General features: G+C 69.5%; 13 protein-coding genes and 1 other RNA gene. 4 read left to right on the top strand and 10 right to left on the bottom strand.

Annotation, left to right across the window (positions count from 1 at the left end; genetic code table 11):
• Genes F1654_RS04765 through F1654_RS04790 form a run of 6 tightly spaced genes read right to left on the bottom strand, consistent with a single transcriptional unit; the run spans position 1 to position 6,485 of the window.
• Entirely contained in the window at positions 1–1,410 is a 1,410-nt protein-coding gene (locus F1654_RS04765) for a UDP-N-acetylmuramoyl-tripeptide--D-alanyl-D-alanine ligase (RefSeq protein WP_150022326.1), read from the bottom strand.
• Positions 1,407–2,864, bottom strand: a complete 1,458-nt coding sequence (locus F1654_RS04770; RefSeq protein WP_150022327.1) for a UDP-N-acetylmuramoyl-L-alanyl-D-glutamate--2,6-diaminopimelate ligase — start codon at positions 2,862–2,864, stop codon at positions 1,407–1,409. Before F1654_RS04770 ends, F1654_RS04765 begins: the two co-directional genes overlap by 4 nt.
• Positions 2,861–4,696, bottom strand: coding sequence for a peptidoglycan D,D-transpeptidase FtsI family protein (locus F1654_RS04775; RefSeq protein WP_150022328.1), 1,836 nt, complete (start codon positions 4,694–4,696; stop codon positions 2,861–2,863). Before F1654_RS04775 ends, F1654_RS04770 begins: the two co-directional genes overlap by 4 nt.
• Positions 4,697–5,026, bottom strand: coding sequence for a cell division protein FtsL (gene ftsL, locus F1654_RS04780; RefSeq protein WP_150022329.1), 330 nt, complete (start codon positions 5,024–5,026; stop codon positions 4,697–4,699).
• Positions 5,023–6,027: a 16S rRNA (cytosine(1402)-N(4))-methyltransferase RsmH gene (gene rsmH, locus F1654_RS04785; protein WP_150022330.1), complete on the bottom strand. Its 1,005-nt coding sequence runs from the start codon at positions 6,025–6,027 to the stop codon at positions 5,023–5,025. The genes ftsL and rsmH overlap by 4 nt, the downstream gene beginning before the upstream one ends.
• Positions 6,027–6,485: a division/cell wall cluster transcriptional repressor MraZ gene (locus F1654_RS04790; protein WP_150022331.1), complete on the bottom strand. Its 459-nt coding sequence runs from the start codon at positions 6,483–6,485 to the stop codon at positions 6,027–6,029. The genes rsmH and F1654_RS04790 overlap by 1 nt, the downstream gene beginning before the upstream one ends.
• 256 nt (positions 6,486–6,741) lie before the next feature.
• Here F1654_RS04790 and F1654_RS04795 point away from each other — a divergent pair, with 256 nt between their 5' ends.
• Both F1654_RS04795 and F1654_RS04800 read left to right on the top strand, forming a co-directional pair.
• On the top strand, positions 6,742–7,245 hold the full coding sequence (locus F1654_RS04795; protein WP_150022332.1) for an antitoxin Xre/MbcA/ParS toxin-binding domain-containing protein: 504 nt from the start codon (positions 6,742–6,744) through the stop codon (positions 7,243–7,245).
• On the top strand, positions 7,242–7,748 hold the full coding sequence (locus tag F1654_RS04800) for an RES family NAD+ phosphorylase (protein WP_233205129.1): 507 nt from the start codon (positions 7,242–7,244) through the stop codon (positions 7,746–7,748). The genes F1654_RS04795 and F1654_RS04800 overlap by 4 nt, the downstream gene beginning before the upstream one ends.
• A gap of 6 nt (positions 7,749–7,754) precedes the next feature.
• Here F1654_RS04800 and rnpB read toward each other — a convergent pair.
• The 4 genes from rnpB to F1654_RS04820 form a co-directional block, all read right to left on the bottom strand.
• Positions 7,755–8,168: RNase P RNA component class A (rnpB, locus tag F1654_RS04805), an RNA gene on the bottom strand.
• A 34-nt stretch (positions 8,169–8,202) separates the two neighbouring features.
• Complete coding sequence (locus F1654_RS04810; protein ID WP_150022333.1) at positions 8,203–8,883, bottom strand: N-acetylmuramoyl-L-alanine amidase; 681 nt, start codon at positions 8,881–8,883, stop codon at positions 8,203–8,205.
• On the bottom strand, positions 8,880–9,791 hold the full coding sequence (locus tag F1654_RS04815; RefSeq protein WP_150022334.1) for a DMT family transporter: 912 nt from the start codon (positions 9,789–9,791) through the stop codon (positions 8,880–8,882). Before F1654_RS04815 ends, F1654_RS04810 begins: the two co-directional genes overlap by 4 nt.
• Positions 9,792–9,884: 93 nt before the next feature.
• A complete protein-coding gene (locus F1654_RS04820; protein WP_199200451.1) occupies positions 9,885–10,583 on the bottom strand; it encodes an MlaA family lipoprotein in 699 nt (232 codons plus the stop codon).
• A 190-nt stretch (positions 10,584–10,773) separates the two neighbouring features.
• Here F1654_RS04820 and metF point away from each other — a divergent pair, with 190 nt between their 5' ends.
• Both metF and F1654_RS04830 read left to right on the top strand, forming a co-directional pair.
• Positions 10,774–11,664, top strand: coding sequence for a methylenetetrahydrofolate reductase [NAD(P)H] (gene metF / locus F1654_RS04825; protein ID WP_150022336.1), 891 nt, complete (start codon positions 10,774–10,776; stop codon positions 11,662–11,664).
• 3 nt (positions 11,665–11,667) lie between these two features.
• Entirely contained in the window at positions 11,668–12,729 is a 1,062-nt protein-coding gene (locus tag F1654_RS04830; RefSeq protein WP_150022337.1) for a homocysteine S-methyltransferase family protein, read from the top strand.
• The last annotated feature ends 60 nt before the right edge of the window (positions 12,730–12,789 follow it).

The following is a 12,789-nucleotide window of genomic DNA, read 5'->3' on the forward strand; positions in this document are numbered from 1 at the left end:
TCAGGCCTCGTTTGGCGCGGCGGCGCGGACAGATTTCACGGCGGCGGCGATCTTGTGAACGCCAGATGCGTTGGAGCCCTTGATCAGCACGATATCACCCTGGCGCGCCAGAGCCTGGAACTGTTCGAGCCCGGAATTCCAGTCCTTTGCGCTGACGCCTTCCATTCCGGCGGGCAAGGCCTTGATCAGGGCGCTCATGCCCGCCCCCACCCCGATCACCAGCTCAACGCCCGCTTCCGCCAGCGGCGCGGCCAGTGCGGCGTGCAGGGCCGGCGCGTCCGGTCCCAGCTCCAGCATCTCGCCCAGCACCGCCACCCGGCGCGCGCCCGCATCCGGGGTGCGCTGGGCCAGTGCGGACAGGGCCGCGCGCATGGAGGCGGGGTTGGCGTTATAGCTGTCATCAATGAGGGTGACGGCGCGCCCGCTGCTGAGCGTGACATCAAAGCGCGCCCCGCGCCCGGCCCCCGGCGTCAGGCCCGCCAGGGTCTCCAGCGCCAGCTCGGGATCCACCCCGGCGGCCAGCGAGGCGGCCACCGCGCCCGCCGCGTTCACCGCCTGATGGGCGCCGGGCAAGGCCAGGCGGAAGTGGCGCAGCCGGCCCATCACATCCATCTCGCCCGCCCCGCCCTCGCCATCGGGGGCGTAGCGCAGCACCCGCACAGCGGCGGCGCGCGCAAAGCCGAAATCGAACAGGAAGCCCGCCCGCGAGCGCATGGCGGCGTCGCGCAGGCGCGGGGCGTAGTCATCATCGGCGGGGATCACCGCCACGCCGTCCACTTCCAGCCCGGTGAAAATCTCCGCCTTGGCCTCTGCGATGGCCTCCATGGAGCCGAGATTTTCCAGATGGGCCGGGGCGATTCTGGTGATCAGCGCCACATGGGGGCGCACCTGGGCGGTCAGCGCAGCGATCTCGCCGGCATGGTTCATGCCCATTTCGAACACCGCGCCGCGCGTGTCGGCCGGCATGCGCGCCAGGGTCAGCGGCACGCCCCAGTGATTATTATAGCTGGCCACGCTCCAGTGAGCGGGACCGTTCGCGCGCAATATGGCCGCCAGGGCTTCCTTCACGCTGGTCTTGCCCACCGAGCCGGTGACGCCGATGCGGATGGCCGGGCTGCGCAGGCGCGCGCCCTGACCCAGAGCACGCAGCGCGTCGAGGGTGTCATCCACCACCAGGCGCGGGCCCTCGCAACAGGCCGGATCAGAGACCAGCACCGCAGCGGCGCCCTTGTCCAGCGCGGCGCGGGCGAAGTCATGGCCGTCGCGCGCGTCTTTGAGCGCCACGAACAGATCGCCCGGCTGCAGCGTGCGGGTGTCGATGGAGACGCCTGTAGCGCTCCAGCCGCCATCGGTCAGGCGCCCGCCAGCGGCCAGGGCGGCGTCAGCAGCGGTCCAAAGCGGCGCGGTCATGACCGGCCCTCCCTTTCCTTGAGCAGGCGCGCGACGATGGCCGGCTCGTCAAACGCGATCACCCGGCCGCCGACAATCTGGCCGGTCTCATGGCCCTTGCCCGCGATCAGCAGCGCATCACCGGGCGCCAGCATCTCAATGCCCGCCCGGATGGCGCTCTCGCGGTCGCCGATTTCAGTTGCGCCCGGACAGGCGGCCAGGATCGCCGCGCGGATGGAGGCCGGGTCCTCGCTGCGCGGATTATCGTCGGTGACAATGCACACATCAGCCAGGCGCGCCGCCACCGCGCCCATGGCCGGGCGCTTGGTGGGATCGCGGTCGCCCCCGGCGCCGAACACCAGGATGATGCGCCCGCGCGTATGGGGCCGCGCTGCGCGCAGGAGCTTGTCCAGACCGTCGGGCGTATGGGCGTAATCGAGCAGCACCGGCGCGCCGTCTTTCGTCATGCCCGCCGGCTGCATCCGCCCGGCCACGCCGGTCAGGCGCTCCAGCGCGGCGAACACGCTTTGCGCCTCCAGCCCCGACGCGATGGCCATGGCCGCCGCGCCCAGCGCATTGGCGGTCTGGAACTCGCCGATCAGAGGCAGCTCGATGAGCTGTTCGGCGCCGCGCCAGGCGAAGCGGATGATCTGGCTGGCCGGTTTCGGCGTGATCTCGCGCACGGCCAGATCCCGCCCGCGCCAGCCGATGGAGATCACCTCCAGCCCGGCGGCCCTGGCGGTCTGCTCCACGCGCGCCGACCAGTCGGAATCCATGTTCACCACCGCGCTCGTCCCGGACGGCGCCAGGGCGGTGAACAGGCGCATTTTGGAGGCGAAATAGTCCTCGAAATCAGGGTGATAATCCAGGTGATCCTGGGTCAGATTGGTGAAGGCGCTGACCGAGATGCGCGCCCCGTCCATGCGGTGCTGCTTGAGCCCGTGGGAAGAGGCCTCCATGGCCAGATGGGTCACGCCCTCGCCAGCCAGCGCGTCGAGCGCCTGGTGCAGGGCGATGGCGTCCGGCGTGGTGTAGCCCACCTCAGTGCGCCCGCTTGAACGCGTCACGCCCAGCGTGCCCAGCGCCGCCGCTTCCAGCCCCGCCCCCGCCCAGATCTGGCGCAGGAATTCCACGGTGGAGCTTTTGCCATTGGTGCCGGTCACCGCCGCGATATGGGCGGGCTGGCGCGGATAAAAGCGCGCAGCGATGGCGGCCAGCGCCGCAGCGGGTTCGCGCGCCTCGACCACCGGCACGGGCGCGTCCGTCCCCGGCGGGGCGAGCACGCAGGCCGCGCCGTTATCGACCGCCATGGCGATGAACTGGCGTCCGTCCGTGCGCACGCCCGGCAGGGCTGCGAACAGATCGCCGGGCTTCACCTTGCGGCTGTCCAGCGCCAGGCCCGACACGACAAGTTCGCCCGCGCCGGGCGGCACTGCGAGCTCAGGGCCCAGGATATCGGCCAGACGCCGGCTCATGGCTGGGGCCTTGCAGGCTGGAGCGGAACCGGTTCTTCAGCGGGGATGTCGGCGCGCGCGCGCGGCGTGAACAGGCTCGCCACATGCTCGGCGCGCGCGGACGGGTCGGCGTCGCGGCGGCGCAGGTCCAGCACCCCGGCCAGCGAGCGCAGGATATCGCCCGCCGCCGGCGCCGCATTCCAGCCCGCCGTGGCGAAGTTATGGGTCTCCCGGCTCGGGCGGGGCCGGTCAAAGCTGACGGTGAGCACATATTGGGGATCGTCAAACGGGAACACGGCCACAAACGTGGTCACGCGGTGATCGCGGTCATAGCCGCCAGGCCCCGCCTGCAGGGCGGTGCCGGTCTTGCCCGCCACGGCCAGCCCCTCCACGTCCGGACCGCCGCGCCGCGAACGCGCCACCGTCTCGCGCATCACCGCCAGCACCTGGGCGGAGGTGCGCGCGCTCATCACCGTCTCGCCGGCGATGATCTCGCCGGGCGCCACGGGGCGCAGGGTCGGCGGCACATAGACCCCGCCATTGGCCAGCGCCGCATAGGCCGAGGTCAGCGCCAGCGGCGACACCGCCAGGCCATGGCCATAGGACGCCGTCATGGTCTCGGCCGGACCCCAGCTGCGCGGCATGCGCGGGCGCCCGCTTTCGGTCAGCTCCACCGGCGCGCGCTCATGCAGGCGCAGCGCCTCGTAGAAACCGCGCAGCGTGTTCCCCGTGATCTGTTCGGCCATGCGGGCCGAGCCGATATTGGAGGAATGGATGATCACCTCGCGCGCGGTGAGCACCCGGCGCTGGCCGCGGAAATCGTCAATCGAATGCCCGCCCACGCGCAAGGGCTGGCGCACGTCAAACCGGTCCTCCAGCGTGACCTTCCCGCTCTCCAGCCCGGCGGCCAGCGCCAGCGGCTTGAACACCGAGCCCAGCTCGTACACGCCAAGGCTGGCCCGGTTGAAGCGCGGGTCCATGCCCTCTCCCCCCGCCGGGGCGCGCAGATGGGGGTATTCATTGAGATTGAAGCCCGGCAGCGAGGCCATGGCCAGGATCTCGCCCGTGCCCACCCGCATCAGGATCGCCGCCGCGCCCTGGGCCTTGTGGCGGGCCATATGCTCGCCGAGCACGCTCTCCACCCTGTGCTGGGCGGTCAGATCGATGGACAGGGCCACCGGGCGTCCGGACGGGTCATTGAGCTCGGCGTCAAAGGCCAGTTCCGCGCCCGACAGGCCGCGCATGTCGCGCCCGGCATAGCCGACCACATGGGCCGCCGCGGTCTGGCTGGTGTAGACCCGCGCCGGCTGGATGCGGAAATACACGCCCGGCAGGCCGAGATAATGGATGGTCTGGCGCGCGCGCGGGGTGAGATCGCTGGCGATGGGGATAAAGCGCTGGCGCGCGCGCATGGAACGGGCCACCCGCTCGGCGTCCAGCCCGGTCACCACGCTGGACAGGCGCTCCACCGTATCGTCGATCAGCTCGCGCGGAATATGCTGGCCGTCGGCATAGGCGGTGTAGAAATCAAGCGTATGGGCGATCAATTGGCCATGGCGGTCGGTCAACGCGGCCCGGCGCGGCGGCTCGCTGGCGGCCAGGCGCGTCTCGCGCGGCCCTTCGGGAGAAAACAGCGACACGTCCACCGCGCGCACCGCCACCAGCACGAAGCCGGCGGCCAGCACCGCCCCGGCGATTCCCAGGCGCCCGCGCGTGCGGTCATCGCGGTCCGGCTGGCCGGCTTTCAGGCGCACCTGACGGGTCATGCCCGCAGGCGCGCGCTCGTCCGGCGCGCCGCGGCGCGGCTGGGTGCGTACGGTGACCGCGCGTATTTTCCTGCCCCAGAACCCCATCTAGCGCCGGATCGCCTCCCTGTAGGAGGCCCGCACCGGCGCGCCCTCGCCCGCGGCCAGGCGCGGCAGGTCGCTGAACCCGATCTCCTGATCGTGGCGCACCGGCTCGAAGCCCAGATAGAGCCGCGCCAGGCGGCGCAGATTCTCGTGATCTTCCTGCAGGGCGATTTCTGCTTCCAGCGCGCTGATGCGCCCGCGCTCACGGGCCAGCTCGGCATGCAGGGCCGCCAGCGTCTGCTGGTCGCCGGCCGTGCCGGTCTTGGCCACGTAAAGCGCCGCCAGAAGCGCAAGCGCGACACAGGCCGCGACGATATTGACCAGGCGGATCATGATAAGGCCTCCGTGAGACGATCAAGAGTGGGCAGGCGTGAATGGGCCGCCGCGGCGCGCGGCCAGGCCGGCGCAGGCGTGCGGGCGGCGGCGCGCAGACGGGCCGAGCGCGCGCGGGGATTGCTGGCGGCTTCCGCTTCGCTGGCGGCCAGCGCCTTGCGGGTGAGCAGCGAGAAGCTCGGCTCATGGGCCGGGCGCTGTTCGGGCTGGTGGCGCGAGCCCGAGCCTTCCAGCCCGCAGCGCGCGCGCAGGAAGGTCTTGACCATGCGGTCTTCCAGCGAATGAAAGCTGACCGCCACCAGCCGCCCGGCCGGGCGCAAGGTCCGCTCGGCGGCTTCCAGCCCGCGGGCCAACTCGCCCAGCTCGTCATTGATGAAAATGCGCAGCGCCTGAAACACGCGGGTGGCCGGATGGATGCGCTGGGGCTTGCCCGGCATGACGCGCGACACCAGCCCGGCCAGCGCCAGCGTGCGGGTGAAGGGCGCCTCGGCGCGCGCGGCCACGATGGCGCGCGCGATGCGCCCGGCATGACGCTCCTCGCCATAAATGCGAAACACCGCCGCCAGCTCGTCAGCCTCCAGCGTGTTGACCGCATCGGCCGCGCTGGGGCCTGAGCGCGACATGCGCATGTCCAGCGGCCCGTCCTGCTGGAAGGAGAAGCCGCGTTCGGCCTCGTCCAGCTGCATGGAGGACACGCCCAGATCCATCACCACCCCGTCCGCGCCGGACGAGTTGGCTTCGGCGATGACCTCTTCCATCAGGGAGAAGGGCCCGAACGCAAAGGCGAAACGGCCCGGATAGGCGCTCTTGAGCGCGTCGGCGGCGGGGCGCACGGTGGGATCGCGGTCAATGCCCAGCACCCGGCAGTCGGCGGCGCCCAGAATGGCGCGGCTATAGCCGCCGGCGCCGAAGGTGGCGTCGATATAGAGCCCGCCATCGCGCGGCGCGAGCTGGCGCAGGACCTCGTCCAGCATGACCGGGATGTGCGGGGCGGCGGTCATCACGCGCCCTCCCGGCGGCGCGGACGGCGCAGGGCCGCCTTGTTGTCGCGCGCAAAGGCCAGATCCTTGCCCGCCTGCCCGGCATGGGCGGCCGGATCCCAGATCTCGAACCGCCGGCCCATGCCGATGAACACCGCCGAGGATGACAGCCCGGCATGCTCCATCAGCTCGCGCGGCAGGGTGACCCGGCCGGTGGATTCAAACGCCAGGGCGCGCGCGCCGCCGAAGATCACCCGTTCGAACGCGGTGCGCGCATCGTCATAGGGGTCCATCTCCTCGATGGCCTCGGCATAGTCCTCCAGAAGGCGCTTGCCGCCGCCTTCCAGGAAGGCGCCGTTGAACGAGCGCCAGACATAAACCCCGTTGAAACCCTCAGCGGCCACGCTCGCACGGAAATCGGCGGGAACGGAGACCCGTCCCTTCGCGTCAATCGCGTTCGTGGTCGTCGAGACGAACATGGCCGTTCTGGCTTCCCCGTTGAGCCACGCCCCCGGTTTGCGTGGTTAATTATGGGATAACATGGGATAGCATGGGACACAATCCATAAACCTGTCCTGGAGACGGGTAATGCTGTTGCCCACAAGTCAAACCAGACAGGCGAATCCGCCCGATTCAAGAACAGAGAAAGAACAGGTTAACGCCTCCGGCGGAGGCCGGCCGGGCGTGGGGGTGATTTGCGGCGGCCTGCGACATATGGCACTATGAATACGACATATGACGGAGACAGGCCTCATGGTCGCCGAATACGCCCTTCCCGAAGACGACATGGTGGCGCGCGCTGCGGCGCTGCTGGGCGGGCCGGATGTGCTGGACCGCGATGTGCGCACGCGCCTGGGCGCCCATGAGCTGTTGCGCGCCGGCCTGCCTGTGGCGGCGCTGGAGCGCGTCCTCAGCCTCACCGCGCGTGACGGCCCGGCCCGGCTGGACGAGGATGAGGTGCTGACCCGTGCGCTGGGCCTGTCCCGGCGCACATATCAGCGCTGGAAGCTGCGCGACGGCCCGGTCAGCGCCGATGCCGGCAACCGCATCTGGATGCTCGCCAGCCTGATCGCCCAGGCCGAGGATGCTTTGGGTTCGCGCGCCGCGGCGCTTGAGTGGTTCGCCCGCCCGGCGCTGGCGCTGGACGGGCGCACGCCGCTCTCGCTGCTGGAAACACCCGCCGGGCAGGAACTGGTCCGCCAGGCGCTGATCCGCATCGATCAGGGCGTCTATACGTGAAGCGGCTGGCGCCGCTGATTGTTCCGGGTCTGGGCCTTCATGTCTGGCGTCTGGACAAGGCGGTGCACGCCCCGACCTGGCATAGCGGCGCAGGCAGCGCGCTGGCGGGCGGACGCTGGAACAGCACGGGCCGCCGGGTGATCTATGCCAGCCTTGATCCGGCCACCGCCATTCTGGAAGTCGCCGCCCACAAGACCTTCCCGGTGCTGGGCGCCCTGCCCCATACGCTCACCCGCGCCCGGCTGAAACCCGGCCTGTCGATCCGGGTCGCTGACGAAGCGTCATGGCCGGACCCGGACTGGCTGAAACCGGGCATTCCCGTCCCCGCCCGGCAGGCCTTCGGCGACCGTGTGCTGGCGGACCATCACGTCCTGATCGCGCCCAGCGCCGTCTCGCGCCATAGCTGGAACGCCGTCATAAGGGCGGGCGATCCGCAAGAGCTGTTCGAAGACATCGCCCAGGAAGCGTTCAGCCCCGATCGGCGCCTGAGCGGTCAGACATAAGACAAGCGTGCCGGGCGGCCTGTAAGCCGGGTTCTGTGCCGCTGTTTCCGGGACGGAAACAGCGCGGCGGCCATTCCTCTGGGACGGCGCTTGCGCGACGCCTCATGCGACCCACCCGGACGGCAGCGCGGAGGCGCGCCTGCTGCAGCCGGAGCTGCAGCGTCCGTCCCTATTCGGTCTTGCTCCAGGCGGGGCTTGCCGTGCCCCCTTCCTTGCGGTCGGGGCGGTGGGCTCTTACCCCACCGTTTCACCCTTGCCGGACGCGGCGAGCCGGGTCTGGCGGTCTGATTTCTGCGGCGCTGTCCCTGAACCGGTCGCCCGGCCCGCCGGGATTTCCCCGGCGCCTTGCCTCCATGGAGCCCGGACTTTCCTCTCCTGCGGCCTTTCGGCGCTTGCAGGAGCGGCCGCCCGGCCGCCCGACACCGCTCTTAAGTCGGGGTTTGCGCCCGCCGCGTCAAGCGCTGAGCGCCTGCACCGCCGCGATGAGGCCCAGCGTCTCATCATCCAGGCGCCCGTCCACGCGCGCCGGCCGGAAGCGGCGCTGGAAGGCCGTGACCACATCTGCAAGCGCATTATCGGCTGCCGGATAGCCGATGGCGGCCAGCGCAGCGGGTGCGGCGTCCGCGCTGAGGCCCGCCACCGGCGCCTCCGGCCACAGCCCGATCCCGGCCTCAGCCAGCGTGCGCCAGGGAAATTTCTCGCCCGGATCGGCCTTGCGCGCCGGCGCCATGTCGCTATGGCCGATCACATCACGCGCAGCGATGGCGTGGCGGGCCAGGATGTCCCGGCACAGCGCGGTCACCGCCTTGATCTGGGCGTCAGCAAAGTCCGGCAGGTCGAAATCATGGCCGCCATTGACGATCTCGATCCCGATGGAGGCCGAGTTCACATCCCGGCAGCCGCGCCAGGCGCCCGCCCCGGCGTGCCAGGCGCGCTTGTCCTCACTCACCAGGGCGAAGACGCGCCCGTCCTCCTCCACCAGATAATGGCTGCTGACCTTGGCTTGCGGATCGCGCAGCCGCTCCAGCGCCGCCGCGCCCGTCTCCATGCCGGTATAGTGCAGCACCAGGATCGAGACCGGCGCGGGCCGGTCATTGAAATTGGGCGAGGGCGCATGAATGACCGAAGGGCTCATCGCGGCTTCCTCAACACGGTCTCCACCGGCGCCTGCCGGGAGCGGCGCGCGGCCACAATGCCCACGCCCGCCAGCGCCAGCATGCCGCCGGCAATCAGCTGCCAGGTGATCTCGTCGCCCAGCAGCGCCACCCCGCTGATCACCCCGATCAGGGGCGCCATCAGGGTCAGGGGCGCGATCAGCGAGGCGTCATAGCGGCGCAGAAGCCAGTAAAAAGCGCCATGGCCGAACACATTGACCAGCACCACGGTGAAGACCAGCGTGGCGAAGAACGGCCAGCCCCCGGCCAGGACGGCGCTGATCTGGTCACGCTCCATCACAAACGACAACAATGCCAGCGGCGGAAACGAGATCAGCCCGATCCAGGCCTGCAGCTTGAGGGCGGGCGCGGGCGTGCGCTTGATGAAAATGGCGCCCGCCGCCGCCGCCAGCGCCGCCCCCACCCCGGCCCACAGGCCAATGGTGAACGAGAACTCGGCCGGCTTGAACACCACCAGCGCCGCGCCGGCGAACGCGATCGCCATGCCGCTGGCGCGCACCCAGCCCACCCGCTCGGCCAGGAAGATCACCGACAATATGGTGGTGAAGGGCACCGAGAGCTGGACCACGATGGCGATGGCCGAAGGCGTGGCGTAGCGCAGGCCGATGAACAACAGCGCAAACTGGATGGCGCCCATGGTCAGGGCTGCGCCGATCACCGGTCCGAAGGGCCGTGGCACAGGCAAGAGCCAGGGCGCCAGGATCGCATAAAGCAGGGCGAAGCGCAGGAAGGCGAAGAACACCGGCGGGGCGCCCTCAAACCCCTCCACAATCACCGGCGTGCCCGAAACGGACCATTTCGCCACGACGAAATTCACGCCCCAGATCAGGCAGATGAGAAACAAAAGGGCGAAATGGCGCAGGCTCATGGATGCAAGGCTCTAACGAAGCCGCACCCGCGCTTCAAGCGCGCCGTCCGGCGCTCCCGCTATCGTGATGGCGCCCCGGCGCAGACCGGATGATCACTCGCGCGGCGCGGTGATGAAGGCGCGCCGCTCGGCCCGCCAGGCCTCGCGCAGGGTGATGTAGATGTCAGCCTGGTCTTCGCCGCCGGGCGCATCGTCCAGCCGGGCGAGCGTGTCTTCCAGCTCCAGCCGGATCTCGCCCACGCGCAAGGCCCGCTCGGTCCAGCGCACGCCATCACCAGGCCAGTCCTCGCTCCAGTTGAGCGGATAGGGATAGCGGTCGGCGAAGCGCCCGGCCGAATCGCGCACGCTGGACGGTCCGATAAAGGGCAGCACGATATACGGCCCCTCGCCTGCGCCCCACACCGCCAGGGTCTGGCCGAAATCGGCTTCATGGCGGGGCACGCCCTCACGGCCGGCCACATCGAACAGCCCGCCAACCCCCACCGTGGTGTTGGCCGCAAAGCGGAAGGCGGCGTCCGCCGCCGGTCCGGGCTGGCCCTGCAGGACCAGATTGGCGAACACCACCGGCTCCCTGAGATTGCGCAGCACATTGCCGATCCCGGTGCGGGCCAGCTGCGGGGTGTATTGCCCGTAAGCGCGCGCCGCCGGGCCCACCACGGCGCGGTCAGCGGCCAGATTGAAGCCCAGCGTGGCCCGGTTCACAGGCTCGAACGGATCATTGGCGCGATCGGGCGCGCTGGCGCACCCGGCCAGGGCCAGAGCGGCGGCGGATATCAGGACGGGCCAGCGCATGAGGTCTCCTTGGCGTGCTGCTGGAGCGGAAACTGGCGCGCCGGGGCGCTGCGTCAAGCCGCCGCAGGGCGCAGGCGCAGTCCGGCCTGCAGCGCATCCCGGCCATTGAATCCGGGCAGATAATCGCATAAAGATATCTTTATATCGTTGCGCTAATTTGAGCGCCGAAGGGGATTTGAAGGACAAGGCCATGTCAGCTCATGCAACGCTCCGGCCCGGCGCGCCGCATGTCTCGTTCGAATTCTTCCCGCCCAAGAACGAGGCGATGGAGGCGCGGTTGTGGGACTCCATCAACCGGCTCCAGCCGCTGGGTCCGGCCTTTGTCTCGGTGACCTATGGCGCAGGCGGCTCCACGCGCGAGCGCACCCACCGCACGGTCAAGCGCATCGTGGAGGAGACCGACCTGCTGCCGGCCGCCCACCTGACCTGCGTCAGCGCCACCCGGGCCGAGATTGATGATGTCATCCGCAGCTATTGGGATGCGGGCGTGCGCCATATCGTATCCCTGCGCGGCGACCCGCCCGAGGGCATTGGCGAGCGCTATATCCCGCATCCGGGCGGCTATGAGAATGCGGCGGACCTGAGCGCAGGGATCCGCGCCATCGCCGATTTCGAGATTTCGGTGGGCTGCTATCCCGAAAAACACCCTGAAAGCGCCAGCCTTCAGGCCGATATCGATCATCTCAAGCGCAAGATCGATAATGGCGCGACGCGTGCGATCAGCCAGTTCTTCTTCGATGCCGATGTGTTCCTGCGCTATCTGGAGACGGTGCGCGCGGCGGGGATCACCATTCCCATCGTGCCGGGCATCATGCTGCAGCCCAATTTCAAGGGCCTCAAGCGCATGGCCAAGCTGTGCGGCGCCTCCATCCCCGAACGCCTGGAAACGGTGTTCGACGGCATGGACGAAGACGAAAAGACCCGCGAGCTGATCACCGCCCATATCGCAGCTGATCTGTGCGATGCGCTGAAAGCGGGCGGTGTCGACCAGTTCCATTTCTACACGCTCAACCGCGCCGAGCTGGCGCTGGCGGCGTGCGCGCTGCTGGGCGTGAAACCCGAACCGGCGGAGGCGGCCTGAACCATGACCCGAACGGACCGCATCAAGGCGCTCGAAGCGCTGGGCCAGGAGCGTATTCTGGTGCTGGACGGCGCCATGGGCACCATGATCCAGCGCCTGAAACTCACCGAAGACGATTACCGGGGCGCGCGCTTCGCCGACTGGAAAAGCCCCGTCCAGGGCAATAACGATCTGCTCAATCTGAGCCAGCCCGGCGCCATCCGCGACATCCATGCGGCCTATTTCGCCGCCGGTTCGGACATGGTGGAGACCAATACGTTTTCGGCCACGCAGATCGCCCAGGCCGATTACCACATGGAGGACATCGCCGCCGAGATCGCCGCCGAGGGCGCGCGCCTGGCGCGTGAGGCCGCTGACGCCGCCGAGGCGGAGACGGGCCAGCCCAAGGCCGTGCTGGGCGCCATCGGACCGACCAACCGCACGCTCTCGCTGTCGCCTGATGTGGAGGATCCGGGGTTTCGCGCCGTGACCTTCGACCAGGTGCGCGACACCTATGCCGAGCAGGCCAGGGCCATGGCGCCGTTCGTGGACTTCTTCCTGATCGAGACGATTTTCGACACCCTCAACGCCAAGGCCGCGATCAAGGCGCTATTGGATCTGCGCGCCGAAGGCGGCGTGGACGCCGATATCCCGATCATGCTGTCGGGCACCATCACCGACGCGTCGGGCCGCACCCTGTCGGGCCAGACCACCGAAGCCTTCTATAACTCGGTGCGCCACGCCCGGCCCTGGGCGGTGGGGCTCAATTGCGCGCTGGGCGCCGAACAGCTGCGCCCCTATGTGGCCGAGATGAGCCGCATCGCCGAGACCCGCGTGATCGCCTATCCCAATGCCGGCCTGCCCAATGCCTTCGGCGAGTATGACGAGACGCCCGAAGAGACCGCCGGCTTCATCGGCGACTGGGCGCAATCGGGCCTGTTGAACATTGTCGGCGGCTGCTGCGGCACCACGCCGGACCATATCACCCGCATCGCCAAAGCCGCCTTCGCCGGGCGCCCCCGCGAGATCGCCAAACGCCCCCCGGCCATGCGCCTGTCGGGCCTTGAACCGTTTGAGCTGGCATGACGGGCTATAACCCCCCTATACCCCCCTTTACCCCTTATAGGGGCAGTGCTAGTTTGGCGT

The organism is Alkalicaulis satelles (assembly GCF_008630495.1).
Taxonomy (GTDB): Bacteria; Pseudomonadota; Alphaproteobacteria; order Caulobacterales; family Maricaulaceae; genus Oceanicaulis; species Oceanicaulis satelles.